10 protein-coding genes are annotated in these 18,556 nt (G+C 57.8%); 9 read left to right on the top strand and 1 reads right to left on the bottom strand.

Annotated features, from left to right (window positions below; genetic code table 11):
* Nucleotides 1–5 precede the first annotated feature (5 nt).
* The 4 genes from CPBF1521_RS11420 to CPBF1521_RS11435 all read left to right on the top strand — a co-directional run bounded on the left by CPBF1521_RS11420 (nucleotide 6) and on the right by CPBF1521_RS11435 (nucleotide 9,119).
* Nucleotides 6–1,673, top strand: coding sequence for a hypothetical protein (locus CPBF1521_RS11420; RefSeq protein ID WP_115677012.1), 1,668 nt, complete (start codon nucleotides 6–8; stop codon nucleotides 1,671–1,673).
* Nucleotides 1,610–2,710: a coiled-coil domain-containing protein gene (locus tag CPBF1521_RS11425; RefSeq protein WP_181901200.1), complete on the top strand. Its 1,101-nt coding sequence runs from the start codon at nucleotides 1,610–1,612 to the stop codon at nucleotides 2,708–2,710. The genes CPBF1521_RS11420 and CPBF1521_RS11425 overlap by 64 nt, the downstream gene beginning before the upstream one ends.
* A gap of 98 nt (nucleotides 2,711–2,808) precedes the next feature.
* Nucleotides 2,809–4,815 carry a GmrSD restriction endonuclease domain-containing protein gene (locus CPBF1521_RS11430; protein ID WP_147295448.1) on the top strand — a complete coding sequence of 669 codons (2,007 nt, stop codon included), beginning with the start codon at nucleotides 2,809–2,811 and terminating at the stop codon, nucleotides 4,813–4,815.
* A gap of 329 nt (nucleotides 4,816–5,144) precedes the next feature.
* A complete protein-coding gene (locus CPBF1521_RS11435; RefSeq protein WP_147295449.1) occupies nucleotides 5,145–9,119 on the top strand; it encodes an nSTAND3 domain-containing NTPase in 3,975 nt (1,324 codons plus the stop codon).
* A 367-nt stretch (nucleotides 9,120–9,486) separates the two neighbouring features.
* Here the strand turns inward: CPBF1521_RS11435 and CPBF1521_RS11440 are convergent, their stop codons facing one another.
* On the bottom strand, nucleotides 9,487–9,828 hold the full coding sequence (locus CPBF1521_RS11440) for a hypothetical protein (RefSeq protein WP_147295450.1): 342 nt from the start codon (nucleotides 9,826–9,828) through the stop codon (nucleotides 9,487–9,489).
* A 710-nt stretch (nucleotides 9,829–10,538) separates the two neighbouring features.
* Here CPBF1521_RS11440 and CPBF1521_RS11445 point away from each other — a divergent pair.
* The 5 genes from CPBF1521_RS11445 to CPBF1521_RS11465 all read left to right on the top strand — a co-directional run bounded on the left by CPBF1521_RS11445 (nucleotide 10,539) and on the right by CPBF1521_RS11465 (nucleotide 17,435).
* Nucleotides 10,539–11,963: a hypothetical protein gene (locus tag CPBF1521_RS11445; protein ID WP_115677016.1), complete on the top strand. Its 1,425-nt coding sequence runs from the start codon at nucleotides 10,539–10,541 to the stop codon at nucleotides 11,961–11,963.
* A gap of 237 nt (nucleotides 11,964–12,200) precedes the next feature.
* Nucleotides 12,201–13,046, top strand: coding sequence for a DUF6710 family protein (locus CPBF1521_RS11450; protein ID WP_147295451.1), 846 nt, complete (start codon nucleotides 12,201–12,203; stop codon nucleotides 13,044–13,046).
* A gap of 759 nt (nucleotides 13,047–13,805) precedes the next feature.
* Entirely contained in the window at nucleotides 13,806–14,525 is a 720-nt protein-coding gene (locus CPBF1521_RS11455; RefSeq protein ID WP_133125686.1) for a hypothetical protein, read from the top strand.
* The gene (locus CPBF1521_RS11460) at nucleotides 14,518–16,371 is read left to right on the top strand and encodes a hypothetical protein (RefSeq protein ID WP_115677017.1); all 1,854 of its coding nucleotides are present in this window, start codon (nucleotides 14,518–14,520) and stop codon (nucleotides 16,369–16,371) included. The genes CPBF1521_RS11455 and CPBF1521_RS11460 overlap by 8 nt, the downstream gene beginning before the upstream one ends.
* Before the next feature lie 59 nt (nucleotides 16,372–16,430).
* Nucleotides 16,431–17,435, top strand: a complete 1,005-nt coding sequence (locus CPBF1521_RS11465; RefSeq protein WP_115677018.1) for an AAA family ATPase — start codon at nucleotides 16,431–16,433, stop codon at nucleotides 17,433–17,435.
* The last annotated feature ends 1,121 nt before the right edge of the window (nucleotides 17,436–18,556 follow it).

Below are 18,556 nucleotides of genomic sequence, written 5' to 3' on the forward strand. Positions count from 1 at the left end.
CTTCCATGACTGCCACGGAACTGCGTGAGCAACGGCTGGACCGGCTTTACCAGGAATGCCGCAAGCAGGTTTTTTCCCAGCTGATCGGGCCTTTTGGCCTGAACCCGATGATGTTCGAGGACCGCAACGGGGGCAACGTCACCACGCTGCATAACTTCGAGCGTGACGATGACAACTACGTCGCCACTGCCGAGGACAAAGCGCTGCACAAGCACTCCAAGGAAGAGTTCAACCGTGCCGAGTACACGCTGGACACCAAAGCCAAGGCCCGCGCTGCCGGCCACGGCGACAGCGATTGGAACAGCAAGCGCGACGCCCACCTGGAACGGGGCATGGACGAGTACGCCGGGCAGTCCTTCGAGACAACCGCCGATGGCAGCACCACGCAGGACGGCGTGCCTGTCACCATGGAGCTGGACCATGTCATCTCGCTGAAGGAATTCCACGAAACGCCGAAGAACCACCTGGCGCTCGGCAAGGTAACCATGGTGGATGGCACGCCGCTCGTGGACACTTCGGCTATGGCTGGCGTGGTGAACGATGAGGCGAACCTGTCGCTCACCAACAAGTCGCTCAATGCCTCCAAGGGTGGCCATCCGGTAGACGACTGGGTGGATGCCAAGCTCGCCAAGGCAGAGGAAACCGGCAAGCCGTTGGATTTCGATCCACAGGCGGTTCAGTCCTCCTACGAGCGCGCACGCGATGCCATCAATGCCAAAGTAGACACCGCCCTGCTCAAGAAGCAGGCCACCGAACTGGCCAGCACCGGCCTGGCGCAGGCCCGGCAGGTGGGCCTGCGCCAGGCCATGGGCGTGCTGCTGACCGAGCTGGTGAACAGCCTGTTCGTGGAGTTCAAGACACTCATCCGCAAGGGCATCGAACTGAGCAAGGCGCTGTTGGCGGAGCTGCGCCAGCGCTTGGTCACGGTGGCCACCAACGTGGCAAAGAAGGTGCCGGAGGCGGTTGGCGCGCTTTTCGAAGGCGGGCTCAGCGGATTCGTGAGCAACCTGCTCACCTTCCTGCTCAACAATGTGCTGTCCACGGCCAAGCGTTACGTCACGGCCATCCGTGAGGGTCTGCTGGGGCTGTTCAAGGCATTCCGCATGATCGCTTTCCCGCCCGCGCACATGAGCGAGGAGGCCGCTCTGCAGGCCGGCCTGAAGATGCTCTCGACCGTGCTGATGACTACGATGGGCGTCCTGATCGGTGAAAGCGTGGCCAACTTCCTGCTCAGCATCCCGGTACTCGTACCAGTGGCCAACGTAGTGGCTCCGGTGCTGGTGGGTATCCTCACCGGCCTGCTGTCGGCGCTGACGGCGTACCAGATCGATGCGGTGTTTGAACGCCGGCGCCACGATGCCAATTACCAGAGCATTGAAGCGATGCTGGCCGATGCCAAGGGCCGGGGACAACTGGCTGACCAGCTTGCCGAGCAGACCGCGCTGACCCTGCAGAGCTACGCATTGAACCTCCATTCACTGCACCTGTATCAGGTCGTGGGCGAGCACTACAGCGCCGCCGCCGCCGATGGTGCAGCCACTCTTTCTAGCCTGTCTCAAAGCAATGTCCGCGCGCGCGATCACGTGTCGCAGAGCGATCTCTCCCTGCAATGCCTGCAGGAAGGCCACGACTTGCTGGAAGACTTTCTCAACCGCCAACAGATTCAAGGATGAACGCCGTGACCCAACAGGCCAGTCAAGAATTGATGATTGTACGCGCCGTCGCCAGCGTGGACCTGCCGCAGAATCTGGACAACCTGGGTCGCGTGGGCGCCCTGGTGAAACGCATGGGTGAAGAAGGCAGGACCCTGCGCAGGAAGGCCAACGAGCTGGAAAAGGCGCGCCAGGAAAAGCGCGATGGCAACTTAATCGGCAACCTGTTCAAGGGCCGCCAGGAGGCCATGGAAGATGCGCAGATGGACCTCAACACGGCCATCGGCAACCTCACCGCATCCACCTCGGAACTGCTGGTGATCAACACCGCGCTTTCCAAGGTGCTGCACATTCAGCAGGAAGCCCTGCACGACCAGCAGGAGCAGCTGGAAAGCCAGGCCATCGAGATCCGCGAGCAGAACGTGCAGATCCTGCAGCAGCAGGAAGAACAGGCACGTCAACAGGAGCAGATCATCCTCGTCAGCGAGGGCATTCTGGAAGCCAAGGGGCTCACTCAAGAGCAGGCGTTGAAACTGGTGGGCTGCGTGGAGCGCGTCACCATCGCCGAGCAGGCGCTGAAGCTCGAGGTACAGCGCCTGAAAATGGACGTGGAGGAGCGCCTGGCGACCAGCTCCGTCCACACGGCCACCCAGATGAGCGTGCTGCAGGACAGCCTGACCCTGGCCCATGACCAGTTGCTGGCGAGTGTTGCCAGCCTGCATGAAACGGTGCTCGTGCCGCTGCAGGCCGACCAATCGGCACTGCGGGACGACGTGACAGTGCTGCGCCAGCATGGCGATGCCTTGGCTGCGGCCTTGGTCGTGGAGGCCGGCGCACGCCAGCATCTCGCGCAGCAGCACGCCGAGGCACTGGCCGAACAGTCCGAACGGCAAGCCCAGGCGCTGGTGGCGGCCATCGCCGGGAGTGATCGCCGCTGGGAGTCAGCGTTGGCACAGCAACAGACGGACAGCCGGGCCGCACAGGGCAAGCTGCGCCTGGCCGTGGGCGTCACTGCGGTAGCCCTGGTGGGGTTGCTGGCCTGGCAGCTGCTGGGGTGACCCTCTTCCAGCCGCACAGGGGCGGCGGCTTTCCGGCTGCACGCCTGGGGAGATCCACTCCAAACACCATCATCCAACCTGATACGCACGAGAACACCATGAGCTTCAGCAACGCAGATCTTCTCTCGATAAGCGACATCACCTCCCGTTGCACCTTGGAGATACCTGAGTTCCAACGCGGCTACTCCTGGCAGAAGGAACATTGGGAGGCCCTGTGGGACGACATCGAAAGCATCGTCAGCCGCGGCACCGCCGAGCACTACACCGGCGCCCTCATGCTGGGCGCGAGTGACGCCGACGGCATCAGTGAGCTGATTGACGGACAGCAGCGCATGGTCACCATCGCACTGATGATCTCCGCCCTCGGCGGAACCGCCTACCCGATCAGGTTCAGGAACAACCCCGTCCTGCAGGATTGCTTCGATTTCCACGCCTTGGCGCAGCGCCAGCTGGAAGCCACCGTTTCCCAGCATTCTTCCTACTACGCACGCAACATCGCGTCGGCGTGGAAATTCTTCGCTGATCGCGCCGCCCCGCTCCGTCGAGCCGAGGCGGCACAGCCGTATCTTGACGTTCTGATGCATCGCCTCAGGATTTTCGTCCTCACGATCGGCGCACAGTTCGACGTGCATGTCGCCTTCGAGACCATCAACAACCGCGGGCGCCCGCTGAGCACGCTCGAGAAGCTCAAGAACCGACTGATCTACCTGGCTTCGCAGGACCACGATCTCGTGCGCGGGAAGCACGCGGCTTCCGAAGTGCACCGCTGCTGGAAAGGCATCTACCAAAGCCTCGGGGCCGGCAAGCAGCTGCTCCAGGATGACGCGTTTCTTTCCGCCCACTCCACCGGTTGGTTCCGCGTGGAGCGCGTCTATGACTGGCTGAACGTCCAGCTCTTCGACAAGGAATTCTCCACCCGCCAGGCTGTCGACAGCGACAACATCGTGGCGTACGTCCAGAGTCTGGAACAGGCAGCGGCCTGCTGGCACCTGCTGAACGCACCGGAGAAGCTGCCTGCGACCGTCGCAGACCGTATCCATCGCTTGAATCAAGCCGCAGAAGGCGCTACTCCGCCCCTGCTGCTGTGGGCCTTGGTGCGCATTGCCCGGGAGTACCCCGCCTTCCTGCAGTATCCTGACAAGGACACCGGCTGGGCCGCGTCCTTCTCGGCACTTGTGTCCCAGGCCGAACGCTTTGGCGTACTGGTTCTGCAGGCGGCAGACCGGCCCGCCCATACCGGCAAAAGCGACCTCAATCGGTCGGCTTATGCCGTGGCCAACAACGACCCGAGTGTCCTCACGCGCCATGCTTCGCTGGTGCCCGCAGTCAACGCGGTGGGAGCTGTGGAAATCGCCACTCAGCACCTGCATTCGTTGATCAACAACGTCCAGGGCTACGATGACGAAGACGAGGAAATCCTCACCTACCCACAGTTCGATTGGCAGGGCTACTTCGGCGCCGAGGGCGTACTGGCAGCGGTAAATGACCGCTTCGCGAAGAAGGGCGGTACGGGGTTTTACGGCTGGTCGTTCGGCAAGCTGGTGGTGATGGCCTGGGAAGAGCGCCTGCGCGGATCTCGTGGCAAGCAGGAAAAGAAGCCGTGGGAGCGATTCCACTGGACCGATTCCGTGGAGCACATCTACCCACAGACGCCCAATGAACACTGGCAGCAGGCCATCATCACGAAAGGACGCAACAGCGACAGAGCCTCCGCGGCGATCGCCGGGTCATTGGGCAACCTGCTGCTGCTTTCCGGCCCGCTGAATGCCTCCAACTCGAACCATGCTTATCAGACGATAGGAGACACCCAGGGAAAGCGGAGCCGCTACGCGTCGGGCAGCTATTCGGAAATCCAGATCAGCACGCTGTGCGAGCGTTGGACGGTGGTGGAGATCGCCGCACGTGGCATCGCCATGCTGCAGAACGCCCAACATCGCTGGGGCTTCGAACTTCTTCCGGCAGATGCCAAGGAAGTAGAGTGGCTCCCCTACCTGTTTGGCCCGTTCGCCGATCGCGTTATTACTGGTCATTTCACTAAGAACGGAAGGGCCGTGGATGGGCGAAACCTAAGATCGCTGGTGGAACGCTTCACCAATTACACCTGATTCCACGATGATCCCGCCGGCGGCTGTCGTCGACTGCCATCGGCTCCATGAACGAGCCGATATACATCCGAGCTGATCTTTCGCAACGAGCACTGTTGACCGCCCCGCGACAGGATGTCCGCTTTCGGCCAGGAGCTGTCGTTCGTGAATGATGTCGCGAGCGACGGCTTTGATCCACTGCGGTCGCCCGATACAAGGAAGAGCAACAATGTTCGTCAGTTGATGGGTAAACAGAGTAATCCGGCCGGAACCGGAAAGCACCTGAAGATCGCTATAGGCGGATCATTGCAAATCAATCATTTGAAGCGAGCGACCGGAAAGGATTAGACGTGAGCAACAAGAAAACCAAAGCGCCGAGCAAGAAGAAGGCCGGCTCCGGAAGTCATTCGATGATCGGCTATGAGTATCAGATCGACGTCTCCGTCTGGTTGGCGCTCGACCTGGTGCTGTCAAGCGAGTTGGCAAATGAAGTGATCCTCGAACCAGCCACGGAGGAAGACATCGAAGCGGATCTAGCGGAAACCGAGCCTGGGCACGTTGTAACGATCGCGGAGGTCGAGCAGTACCGTTTGATTGTTCAAGCAAAGCTCCGTAGCGGCGACGCTTGGTCTGTTGCTGGGGTGAAAGGGCTGCTCGAGCACGGAACAAACCGCCCATCCGCGGCTAGCCGGTTGGCGGATCCGCAGAATCGATACCTCCTGGTGACATCCGCCGGGGTGAATGGAGGAGTTCGAGGCCTACAAGTTCGCAGCGCTGGACTCTGGCCAAAGGCCGCCGATCTGGCTACCTCAATCAGGTCTGTGCTTCCTGCTGGTTCAGAGGAGCGAGTGGCAATCATCGGAAATCAGGACTTCGAGCGACTCGAGCGAGACATCAAGGCCTTGATGTCGGAGAAGCTGCGCGTGCCGAACGCGAGATTAGAAGTGTGCCGCCGAAAGCTCCGGGACGAAGCACGCGCTCGCATGGGTGGTGCCGGTGGCGGCCGTTGGACTCGCGCGGAACTCGAAGAAGTCATACGCGCTCACGACGGCTACATCGCGAGCTCACCTGAGCTGGAGCACTACATAAAGCCAACCAACTGGGTGGAGATCAAGGCGTCAATGCTCGAGCGCAATGCAGCGTTGATCATTGGCCAGTCGGGCACCGGAAAGACGATGGCCACGCTAAAGCTCTACGATGAGCTGCGCAAAGAAATTCCTGGGCTTACCCGGGTTCCCATCAAGTACGGGCCTGACCAGATCAGGGACGACAAGACGCCGCCTCCGGTTCTTTACGACATCGAGGATCCGTGGGGGCGCTACGACTTTGATCCTAGAAGTCGCCCCTGGAACGATCAGCTCGCTCAGCACTTCGCGCATGCCCGACCTGACCGACTGGTGGTTGCCACCTCGCGTCTGGACGTCGCGAGAAGCTCCGGCGCACTAAATACGGTCAAGCGCTGGGAGGTGAGCCTTGAAGCTGAGCATTACGGTACCCGCGAGCGTCAGCGGCTCTATCAAACCCGCATTGACGGTTTGCCCCGCAACGTCCAGTTGCTGGCCAAAGAGAGCCAGTCGGTCGTACTAGCAGAACTTGCAACGCCGCTCGAAATTCAGAAGTTCTTCGACGCCTTGGCCACCCAGGCAGACAGTAAGAAGCGCTCTGACTCCCAGCTCATCAGTGATGCGATTAAACGTGCCCACCAGGACTCCATCGAACGTACGGTGGTCGACCAAGTTGAGGAGCGCAAGGATGTTCGCGCTGCGGCTGTGCTGTGGGGACTACTGAAGGCCAATGACAAGCTCTCGCTGCAGCTGCTGCGGCAGATCGATAGCGCGCTTGCCGACGCGAGCGACGCCTTCGAAAAGGGGGCGGCACCTCTGGCCAATTTCTTCGTTGCCGCGCGGAACCTGCGACAGGCAGAGGGCACGATCTCCTACTACCACCCGCGTGTGGAGGCCGGGATTGAGCAGGCGCTAAAGCGGGCCGAGACTGTAACGGTCAAGTCCTTGCGTTCTCTCATAACAACGCTTTCCTCCCCGGATGGACCGGACGAGGCGTGGGGCGTTGCCGCCTCTGCCAGGTTGCTCCATGCACTGGCGACGACGCCAGAGCTGCGGCCCAAAATATCAGCCGATGTGCAGGCAAAGATTGATGCGTGGTTAACCGACGTGGTCTGCAACGGTGGAAAAGAGTTCAAACATAATCTCAGACTTGCTGAATCGGTGGGATCCAGCGCTTGCAACATTGCGGAGGTGGCGCGCTTCCTACTGCACCGGCCTGACCGGAGCTTTGGGGGTCTTATGGCATGGGGCGAACCAGCGCACCCGGAAGCCTGGTATGAGCGCATGCGGGCAGATGAACTGGTCAGGGTGGTGGTTGAGACTTTCATCAGGGAACTTCTGCCGCATGGCCGCGATTCCCTGCGCGCAAACTTCGTAACGGCCGCTGAGCGGCTGGCTCCAAGTTTGACGCCTGCGTTTCTTGACGCCGCCTCCACCGCGGTGCACTTCGGCCATATCCAGTCCAAGGATGCCATTTTGAAGGGCGCGCTGAGGGACCTGCACGGATTTGAATCAGTCGTCGACCTTGCCGTCGCAGAGCTCATGCCCAGCAAAATTGAGCAGCAGCGGATGGCGGATTTCACACTGAGTTATAAGAACAAAGAATTCAACGAAGAATACGCCCAGCACTACTTTGAGGATGACAGCGGCTGGGTAGCTGGTGAGTTCTTGGCGGGCTATATCGACGAGGTTCGTGCAACGCTGGGTTGGAAGCATCTCCTTGAACATCGTCACAGCGACCATCTACTTCAAACTTGGCTAAATCGGCTTGACGGAGATGTCCCGCCCTCGGTTGACGAACTGAAAGGCATCTATGGACTGACGCGACATAGTGCCGGCGAGGATTTGCTTTGGCTAGTCTTGACCAAGCACTGGGTGCCCGAGTTTGAGCAAGACCTGGTGGACCTAGTAATAGCGGGCCATCAAGACCTCGGCATACGCATCAGGGCGCTGACATGTTTGGTCGAGAACGCGCTCAGTCGCTTTCCTGGCGTGGTTGACCAGCTCGTCCAAAAAGGCAACGAGGCCCGATTGGTCGAGATTGCCGTTGAACTTGGTGACCTGCGCGATCGGCGCGATGTGTCTGAGAGATATCGTGAGGAGGCAGTACCATGGGCTGCTCCATCCCTCCCGAGCCCTTTCGACCAGGTCAGCGACGCTGCCTATGCAGTCGCGAAGAAGCTAACGCCCGTTCTCTCTAACGGAGCACAGTCCGTGGTCAGGCGCATCACACCGTCCAGTGAGGAAGTGCGCGTTTTTCGGATGAAGCTAGATGCGTATGTGCCCGTCGGTTCCGCGGAAGATGCTCGGTGGCTTTTGGCCGATTGTGATGATGAGACAGCTGCGGAACTCGCGATTGACTTTTTCATCCGGCACGGCTCGACTGAGGATGTCCAGGCTGGCCTAACGCATCGATTCGCGGACGTCGTCGCGCCGGCGCTGACTGCCGTAGCGACGCCACTGCCAGCCCCGCTGCCTCCGTCGATTATCGCTCTCGCCGGGAACAAAGGTAGTCGCGTATGTCGGACTCTCGTGGACCTGCTCGACGCGAAGCCTCACCCCGACCATCGCGCCCCCCTGTTGCTGCTGTCCAAGAACGAGTGGTCGACTCGGGCGTCCTACTATGGCGAAGAGGTCGACCTCCCGATCGCGCAGGCCGCTGTAGCAGCGCTGGGCAAGCTGGGTGCGCTCGACTCAGCTACTGCCGACGAGTTGTACAGCTTGGCTATCAACACCAGTGATTTGAAACTGCGGCACGCCATCTTCGTATTGCTAGTCAACCAGGCAGAGGAGCGCTTCCAAGAAGCCTTGATAGACGTTGCCCTTAATCCCGGCGACAAATGGATTCGGCAGCAGGCATCGCTCGCGCTGGCGGTTGGGCACGAGCGCATCGTGCCTTCGGTCCTGGAGCGCATCACACCGAAGGTGCTGACAGGCAAGATTCCGGGTGTGGCGTCAAGGCTGCTGTTGTTGCTCGCTTGCGCCGGAGACGCCGATGCAGTCCTTACGGCTGCCGAGACGCTTTCAACTAGTTCGACGCGGCGCGTGCTGCTGCTACTCGCCATCTGGGTGCGTCGCGAGCATGACCAACAGTCAGCAGAACGCATCGGACGGATGCTGCCATCTAGCAGTGTAGGCGTTTCTTGGGCGTTGGCCGGGGGCGAGGAGAAGCTGCACGACACCGCGCTGGATGACTTGGGCGACCAGGCCTGTGTGGATCAGGTGCTGCATTTCATGCAGCCAAAAAGCAAGAAAAACTGATCGTTTACCTCACCAAGGGTCGATAGAAGATGCGATGGTTCGTGCCTATGATAGGTGATCATAAGTGCGGCGCTGGCTGCCATTAGCAGCGCCTATAGCCATTCACTGCAGACGCGTGAGGTTCGCGCTCGTCCTAATATTTCCCATCCGTGAGGCCGCTCAATGGCCATCAGCATCAGTTCGTTATACGACAGCGACAGGTGACAGTGACTGCGGAGCGGCCATTGGCCTTAACCCTTTGAACCTCCGCTCTGGGTCGCAATGGCCCTCCCCTACCCTCGATAAGCATCCCTAATACCTAAGCTAGTCACTGTTGGCTAGGAGCGAGCTATTGCTTCTCGTCGGCTTTGGTGCTTTGCATCTGGCTTTAGTACTTGACCACAGCTTCATCTGACAGCACCAGCGGCCGGAGCCCACCGCGCAGGCCTCGATCAACCTGTAGAACGATCCGCTGGCCAGGCGTCAATAGGCGGAGTCCTAGATACTCAGGCAGGTCTTTACGAGAATGGCGTTGAAAGCCAACTACCTGAACTCGCGCGCCGTTGTCCAGTGTCAACAATGCCATCAGGCATGGCTGCCGCTTTGACCACACTAAGCCGTCCAACTTTCCCGGGAAGCACCCTTCTCCCAAGGACTCCAAGGCATCGCTGCGATAAGAGATTGGTTCAAGCCCGGCATCGAGCGCCGCAGCGTAAGACATTTCATTCATGGCGACTACAATCCTTTCCTTGAACTTCGAGCATGTTACCTGCCGTGTTTAGGAACTGGAGCGATGTCTGCTGTGGGAGGCTGCCCTTCCTACCTCTGATAACGCTCCCTAATCCCCTGCCCTGCCCAATGTTCAGTCTCGGCCAGCAGCGGACATGCGGTCAAAGTAGGTGGTTCGCAACAGAACCCGGCAAGAACAATAGTACCTTCATCAGCAACTCCGACAGCAGCATAGCTCTGGCTGCGGTACCGAGGCTACCGACTGGCCTCATGAGCTCCGGTCATCCTACGATAAGGATGGGATTTTCCTGATAAACCATGTCGGGCCATCCGACCTGCACAGCGACCTCCTCATTCCCGGCTACGCGGAGGCGAAGGCGATCTTAAAGACCATCAATCGTTGCTTTACGCGAATCTTGCCGGCCTGCGCGCTAGCCGCTGGCAGTACTCGGTGACATGCCACGCCGCCAGTAGTTCTCTTCGGAATGCGACACGACCTAACGTGCAGATCTTTAAAGAGCAAATAGAGAAGATGCCCATTTTAAGCGTACCGAGCGCATGTACCCGGGTATCAAAGTCACGATCACATGCAGAAAGTCCGCGCCTCCTGGCTCGCTCAACGCCAAGTGGTGATCAGCCCGCTCGGCAGGCTAGGAAAAACGCGGCTGCAAGGCGAGAATCCCTGATCCAGAACTTCTCCGGCCGAGCACGATGAGCAAAGATGGAAAGGTGCACATCCAAGGGCACTTTGCACTACAGCCAGATAAACCAGTGCCGCTGCGCTCCGCTGCTTCCATTCGCTATGAGAAGCATGATCCAACCTCCCTCGAGGTTGAGGTCCTCTTCTTGGGCGGCGAAGAGGAACGCGCCGAGGCATACCTTGCAGTCCATGCCCTTGACATCAACTTAGTAAAGCTCCATCCAATCAACGAGGGCGGAGACTCCATCAACTTGCTCGGGCTCAATAGATGGCAGTCGAGTCTCACAAGCTTGAAGCTGGAGGTGGGTGCCATAGAGATCGGCATCGATCGTGATCCCGCCATAAAACCTGTCGATGTGAGCTTTACCGTTAGCCTCCAGCCAAGTGGCATCCTCACCGGCTACGGCTCGGTCGAACTTCATTACAATGGAAATATCAGTACCACACATGGCGAAGAAGAACAGATTCTTGTTCAAACGAGTCTTGGCCCAATCGAGGCGATGGAGGCGTACGACTACCTTGACGGGACGGCCTTCGGCGACAAGGTCCTCCATCGCATCCAGCGCCTTCGCCTGGTGGGCAGGATCGAGCTTCGAGTAGGCGAGACGCTGAGGTCTTTGCATGAAAAATTGCTCGAGGAAATCTTTCCGATCTGCAGTGCACTTTCCCTTTGCTACAGGCAACCGGTCGATGCATACGAGATTCAATATCTGTGGGAAGGGCCTGAAGAGGATCCCATCAAACGAGCTACCTACAGGCGTAAGTGGTATAGAAGCCGGGAAAAGGCAGGCGGCAGCGAACTTATCGATACCTCGAACTTACGAGGGGGGGGGCTTTCGGATCTGGTCAATGCTCTGAAAGGACACCCTCAAAGCAAATCACTTGACCAAGGTATCGGCTTCCTTTCGCATTCCTATGTCAGCTTTCTCGAAACTGCGTACTTCACTGCCTTTTCTGCTATGGAGACCATCGTCAACGCCGTTTGCGAAAGTGAAGAAGTGTTGCTGATCGGGCCAGCATCCTGGAGGAAGGTTGAAAAAGTGCTGCGGGCATCTCTGAAGGAACTCTCCGACGCAGAAACCATCTCTAAGAAAACCGCCACGCATATGCAGGAAAAGCTTCCGGAACTGCGGCGTGCATCGCTTGCATCGAGAATCGACAGGGTTGTCGAGGCTTACTCGATCAAGACATCCGACCTGTGGACCGCAGAAGGGTTCGCCGCTGGAATGAAGCGAGCATCTGGGTTCAGGAATGACTTGTTCCATGCCGCCCGCACCTCCGACCTAGACCTGATGGATGTGGACCTGACCAGGATTAGGGCATTTACCGAGAGGCTTCTTCTTGCTGCACTGGCGTGGCCTGAAGATCGCCGGTGGGTCTGGCGCGATGACCAGATCCATTTGATCATTCAGCCCCCGGATCCGGAGGCTGGTTAAGAGGCCTAGCGAGCTTTTCAAACAATGCGCAGGGGTGAATCAGATCCGTAACAGCACCTGCTGCATGTTTGTGGCCAATCAATGAGGATCACTGATGACTGAATTCGGGCCTTTTGCGATAAGTACCTGCGAGGCACGTTCCGCACCAGTGCAGGCCCAGGGCGACTAGTCGCTATAACGCTACTTCTGGCCAGATGGGCCGAAAGGTTCCAGCCTCTGTGGTTCCAGAGATCGAGTATGAAGCATCATTTAAAGGCAATTTCGAGAATGACCTTGAAAAATAAATTTGAAGGAATACCTCCACTAAAGAGCCCTGGTCATGCCCTGCATCTATGGAGGTTATTGATTAGGCCGTGGATGTTACGTCAAAAGAAAAAAGAAGAATTGAAATTTTTTAAGAAAAATAATCTTCCAAATTCGCGATTTAACAATCTAATGAGAACGGCTCAAGCCATTGCTGACATAAACCCTGCAGGTTTACACGACCTTGTTAAAGCTATCCTGAGGCCCATGCAAGCAGAACATATCTTGTCAATCGCCGAGTTTGGACATGGCTCAAAGACTCCGATCCAGTGGCAGACGTTTTTCGGTCCCGCAGTGCGTGACAGGATTTATGAAAGCGACGGAATGACCATCCGCCCATCAGAGCTTGATCCAGGCAAGTATCCAATCTCGCTTGCTCGCGACATCGTCCTCCCTTGGCCATGGAAAGAGACAAGCTACGCCAGTGCATTGGCGACGATAGGCACCAAAAAAACTCCGCTAACCCCAAATATAATGCATGGCTGCCAAGGGGAATGGCGTCAAGACTTAAATCATGCAATTGAGCTGTGGTTGCCATGGCGAATCGGTTTCGTCACGGGTGGAAATCACTCTATCGCTGCAGGAATTTTAGCCGGCGAAGGCACAGTCATTCCCTATTTGGTACTGGATTTCTCATATCTGTTTGATGAGTTGGCTGCGGATGGAACTGCCTTCTATGAGCTTGAAGAAAAACGCCGGATCTGTGATGTACATGATCCTCGTGTAGCTGCAGTTTTTGAAATTGGGCGCATGATTCACAAAAGCTCCCAGCCAAACTAAAACGATCAATTTACTAACGATTATTCACGCCAAGAATGCCGCCCACCCCTACTAAGAAAGGGTTACAAGTTCAGGGCGCGCCTCTCCTCGAGATATCCCCGAACCCGACTTGACTCAATCCGAGGCCTTTCGGTCTGCGAGTCTGATGGCAGCGCGTGCAACACCCATTGGCAAATGAGTTTACGAAAACAAGAAGTGAGTAACCAACTTTCGTTGTTATAAGCCAATGGCCTCAAACACAGGGTGTTGCGCCAGACTGCGCGGCCTGCTAGCGTCGTTTATCTAATAGAGCGCTGCCGGCCAGGCGAGGGATCCTCGGACAAATGATGTGCTCGCCTGAGCACCACATTGCAGCTTCGCCGTGGCTTCGTTGGAACTTGAGGCGGCGCTGCTAGGACAACCCCACTTCACAGATCTGTCGCATTCTCAACCGCATCTACATCGGAATGCCCGATATCCCACACTCGAGAAAACAGTGCATGACAAGTAGTTTTTAATTCTCTGACCATCTGAAATGAAATGCCCCCGTTGGCGCGGGGGCATTTTCCTCTCGTCGGAGCGAGAGGTAGAGGAGCACTAAGGACTCGATGCTTAGGCTCCCGCATTTCTCCTACCTAGTCAAGCCTCCGTGACGGATGGCTGGCAGAGTGTTACCGCCTTTCAGGGCCGACCGAGTTCGGCAACTGGAGCGTTGCGCCCTGCCCTGCCCCCGTAACAAGTGGCGTGGTGCCCCTGTGCACCATTTTTCAGGAGACGCAAATGACTGTTGGAGCAGCAGCCAGTGCCATAGGCACGACCTTGACACACCATGTCGATCCTTCACTGAACTACACCCCACGGCAGCTGACGCGAGGACAACGCAGCAGGCAAGAGGTGTTCGTGTATCAATCTCCGCGCAACCGGCGGGTCGTCACCGTGGCGGATCCCGCCCACTTTGCATTGGGTCTGATTCTAGAGTTCGACTCTGCAGTTCGAGCATATGTGGAACGGCCCCGTCAGCTCCAGCTGTCGCTCAAGACATCCGTTGATCTATCTTTCTGGTCGCATATGGCCAACGGAAGTCAGCAGTTCCATCTCCTCATCCCGACTGCACGCACCGCCCGTAGTAGCAGCGGCGTCGTCATGCTTCCCGCAAGAGAAGAACTTATCGAAATCGGCGTCCGGAACGGCGTGCTACTCACCTGCATGACTGAGTTGGAGCTGACCTCCTCACTGGCACGGGTGGCCGTGTGCTACGAGCTCCTGCCATTGGTCTGGGATAGCGAACGGATCATTGCTCGCGCCGCCATCGCAGAGCAGGTCAAAGAACTTCTAGGACGTGCGCCGCGCCTGAACTTGGCCAGCTTGATCTCTGCCCTCTCCTACACCGCGCACCAAACTCGGGCCACGGTTGCCTGGATGATCCATCAAGGCATCCTCGCGCTTGTAGACCACTCCCCGGGTTCAAGTGATGCGGTGCTGGAGCTCGCTCATGGCTAACCCGCGCAGACTCTACGATACCGAGGAGCTGGCCAAGTGGTACTGCCCTAGCGAGGTGGAGCTTAAGGAGGCGGATCGATCCAACTATCGCCGCGCCAGGGCCGCATTGACTGCCGCACTGACCGGTGAACTCTCCTTCTCCCGCGCTGCTGCTGCTCATCAATTGTGCCGCAAACGGCTTGCACGTATGGCTGAAGCAGCGCCACGCAGGCACGCGGACGGAATGCCCAATGGCTTTCGCGTCTGCGTCCCCTGGGGAACTTATAGTCATGGCACTGCTGGTGACGTCGGCGGCCGTGTACCTAGTGCCGCCGGCCCAGGGGCGATGCGCCAATTGCTGCAGGCGTTACCGCTAATCCGCACGTGGGTGGAGGGCTACCAGCAGCCTCTTCCCCCCGGTCGCGCTCCCAGGGGGTTTGATCGTCTGCACGAGCGCATCTGCGCGGAATTGGGGCGCCAGGACTTGGCCGACCACTATCCGTTGAACACACCAGATCGAGGCAGACGCGCACTTCTGGACTACCTTCGCCGTTCTCGGATCATGGCGGTAGTACCTGGCACTCTAGAAGTGGAGCAAGTGCCTGTGCGCAAGCTGGAAGATGCGTTCAGAGGGCGAATATTTGATCGCACCGAATTTGATGCACATCGCATTGATGTGGAGGGCACGTTGAGTGTGGACGTGCCGCTTGGTGGCACCGTCGAGAAATCGGTCACCACAATTTGGTTGCTCATTGAAGTTGAAACACGCTCCCGAGCTATTGTGTCTTGGTCACTTCGAGTTGGTCGTGGCTATAGCAATCTCGATGTGGCCACCTGCTTAGCGGTGGGACTGAGGCCGTGGGTTCCACGTGAACTGACAATCCCGAATCTGTCATATGCGCCGGGAGCGGGCATGCCGACGGGGTTGGAACCGGCGCTAGCCGCGAGGCGGTCCAGATCCATTGCGCTGGATAACGCCCTTGCTCACTCAGCATGCGACTTGGAAGCGTCCTTCTGCCATTCCCGAGGCGGCGTACTGATCTTCGGGCGCGCCCAACAACCGCGCTCTCGGCCAATTGTTGAGCAGTTGTTCTCCCGTTTGGAGCGAGGTGCACTTCGCCGTATCCCAGGTGGCTTCGAGCCGGCCAAACGTTTAGGCGATTCGAAGATTCGGATCAGCAAGGTTCACGGTGATGACCACGCTTTTCAGCTGGGTGCGTTCGAGGAGTTGATCGATGTAATAGTCGCAAACTACAACGCCACCGTACACCCTGCCTTGGGCAGCCTGTCGCCTCTGCAATTCCTACAATCGCAGGCCAGTTCTGCATTCGACTTCAGCCCCGACACCGGCGCGCAAGATGCAGATGAATTGTGTACGGTCATGGCTCCCCTAGTCGTTCATGGGAACAAGTCTCAGGGTGTTGTGCCGCACGTTAACTACAAATACGTAAAGTACCGCAGTGCGGGTCTCGAGGGGCGCTGGGAACTAGTTGGCAAGACAGTGATGGCTCGAATCAACCGAAACGATCTGCGCAGCCTGATGCTGATGCGCAGTGCAACTGCCCCACTTTGTGCAGCACGAGCCGCCTCACCATGGGACAGAACACCACACGACGAAACCACCCGCAAGTTGATCATGCAATGGGTCAAAAATCGCTCGGGCTTCAGCATTGCCGGTGCCGACTGCGCTGTGGCTGCTTATATCGCCTTCTTGCGCAATAAAGCACAGACCTCACAACTAGCTGTAGACCAGCTCGCTCGCATGGATACCGCTTTTACGCAGGAATCGCGCCCTACAAGTGGGCCCGACTACTACAGCGCAGAACTTCGAATTGCTTCCGATGGATGGGTGAGCCTGGATGAGTAACCAGGTTTTAATCGCCGCTCGCCCAAGACCATCTGCATTCTTCTGCCAGAGTCGAGTATATGAATAGTCCTCATGTCAACTCTATCACCAATAAGGTCCATCCACTTCTGATTCCCGACGGCTATCAAATCAATACAAAGCCGACAGAACGACTCGCTAATTTTATTAGAACGAACATCTTTGAGGGACACCATGGATGCTCTGCATATGGTGGCGGAGGCATCGGAAAAACTACGGCAATTACCTATCTGACAGATAACGCGTCTCGATGGTTGATCAACACTGATAAGCAGCCCATGGCAGTCGCGATGCGAATGGTCATGGCCAGCGGGATCCGCCGCACTGACAGAGCGTTCTGGTCCACCATGAATGAGCGGATAGGAATTGGCACCTCCAGCGGCACCACATCTGCAGTTGGCATGGCCAAAATCCGCCACCTCATTGGAAGTCGATGTGGACAAGCCGGCGTAAGCAGGATGGTGCTGTTCATCGACAATGCTCAGAGGATCACCGAAGCGGAGTACGAGTACATGGAGGATCTGGACAGCATGATCCTTCAGGATCGCCTGAATCTATTCCTTGTCCTGATTCGCCAGAGTGATGCCGAAGGCGTGGAGGTAGGAGACGATTGGCGCGATCGTGGTACGCACAGTATCCGGCGCTGGTTCATGGCTACTACACCTTTCGGGCCACTGGTGGGGCTGGAAGAGGTCAAGCACGCGCTCAACGGCTACGACAGTAGTTGGTGGCCCAATCCGGAAATGCCCTACAGCCGCTACTTCGCTAAGCGGGCTTTCGACAATGGATGGCGACTGAGCAGCCAGGCCTCATTGATCTGGGAAGTGGTGGGCGAGATGAGGAAGAAGGGCAAGCTTCCCGAAAGTAAAGCGTGGCCAATGGCCACCTTCACGTTGATGGTTCGGCAACTGCTTTGCGAAATTGCTTTCCGTCAGGAGAACTTCAATGGCTTCACAGCAGACCAAATAGCGATGGCCCTGCAGAACTGCGGCTACCTGCGTCTTGAGTACGTACGGGCTCGTATGCGCATGCCTCCGGGCGGTTAATCGAAGGCCACAAACTATGAGTTGGTTGCACGAAATTGAAGGTCAGCCAATTGTGCCACGTGTTATAGGGGCTGATCTCAGCCCCTATCCCTACATCTCCGGGTATGGGCTGGTACAACGAATCGCCAGATTCGCCCTGCCAACCGGCGGAGAGCTAGCCGCTTTGGGTTTAAAAAACAGAAAGGGGCTAGACGTATTGTTAGCCACTCAGAGGGCCGGCAAGACCCGATCCACCCTTCTAGGGGCGTTGGGCCTGGATGCCACGAGCGTTAGCAACTATTGGACACCAGATACCTGGTCACCAATGGATTGTCCAGAACTTTTCAATCGTCACTCTCGTCCTCTGCGTCAGTGCTGGGAGTGTGCTTGCCACGGCTATCATTGCGCATTATTTCAGCTTCCATCCGTGCGTCGTTGTCCTTGGCACGGCTCTCCACTGACCTGCACATGCCCCAGCTGCGGGGCTACTCAGTTCGCAAGGTTCAACGAGAAGGATCAGCTTGGTATCTGCCGCTGCGGATACACGGCCGCAGATGCACGCATTGCCTTGGCGGAAATGCGCACATTCCCGGCGGTCCAGTGCGCCGCTTGGACAGAAGATTATCTCGCTTGGGCAACGCGGGAACGGCGTCACCGGGTAATCTCTGTTCCGGAATCGAACCAGCGCTGGGACGAGGCGTTCGCCACATTAGCTGCGCTGCCCACAATGCTTCAATCGACGGAGTCCGCTCCCACGACAGCACAGCTGATGTGCTTTGAAGGGGCTGGGCCCGATCCTGCACCGGATGCTCTATGGGGATGGTCACTTCTGGGTGGCTCTCAGACGTTTCGCTCCGCACCCTTACCTCGCTTTGCTTTCCAAGCCCTCGCCAAGGTAACGCAGAGCGTACTAAAAAATTGCGGCTGCAACGACGACGTCGTGGCCTTTGATGGCAGCTTGAATCGTGACCCGGCCTATGAGACAGACGCTACGCCCAAATCAGGATATATATTAATCGCGCCCTATGGACTCTCCGAGAACGGGCATGCTTGGTTGAATTTGAACGTGATCGATAAAGAAGTGACCACTGCCTGCGGTATGGCTCTGTCATTGACAGCGTGTCGTCTGATTGGACCGCCTG

The sequence above is a fragment of the Xanthomonas euroxanthea genome (genome assembly GCF_900476395.1).
In the GTDB taxonomy this organism is placed as follows: Bacteria; Pseudomonadota; Gammaproteobacteria; order Xanthomonadales; family Xanthomonadaceae; genus Xanthomonas; species Xanthomonas euroxanthea.

Bases quoted from the DNA above. Each gene is read 5' to 3' on its own strand.
- CPBF1521_RS11465 (WP_115677018.1), top strand. From the start codon at position 16,431: ATGAATAGTCCTCATGTCAACTCTATCACCAATAAGGTCCATCCACTT.
- CPBF1521_RS11445 (WP_115677016.1), top strand. From the start codon at position 10,539: ATGAGCAAAGATGGAAAGGTGCACATCCAAGGGCACTTTGCACTACAG.
- CPBF1521_RS11460 (WP_115677017.1), top strand. From the start codon at position 14,518: ATGGCTAACCCGCGCAGACTCTACGATACCGAGGAGCTGGCCAAGTGG.
- CPBF1521_RS11425 (WP_181901200.1), top strand. From the start codon at position 1,610: ATGCCTGCAGGAAGGCCACGACTTGCTGGAAGACTTTCTCAACCGCCA.
- CPBF1521_RS11440 (WP_147295450.1), bottom strand. From the start codon at position 9,828: ATGAATGAAATGTCTTACGCTGCGGCGCTCGATGCCGGGCTTGAACCA.
- CPBF1521_RS11420 (WP_115677012.1), top strand. From the start codon at position 6: ATGACTGCCACGGAACTGCGTGAGCAACGGCTGGACCGGCTTTACCAG.
- CPBF1521_RS11450 (WP_147295451.1), top strand. From the start codon at position 12,201: ATGAAGCATCATTTAAAGGCAATTTCGAGAATGACCTTGAAAAATAAA.
- CPBF1521_RS11430 (WP_147295448.1), top strand. From the start codon at position 2,809: ATGAGCTTCAGCAACGCAGATCTTCTCTCGATAAGCGACATCACCTCC.
- CPBF1521_RS11455 (WP_133125686.1), top strand. From the start codon at position 13,806: ATGACTGTTGGAGCAGCAGCCAGTGCCATAGGCACGACCTTGACACAC.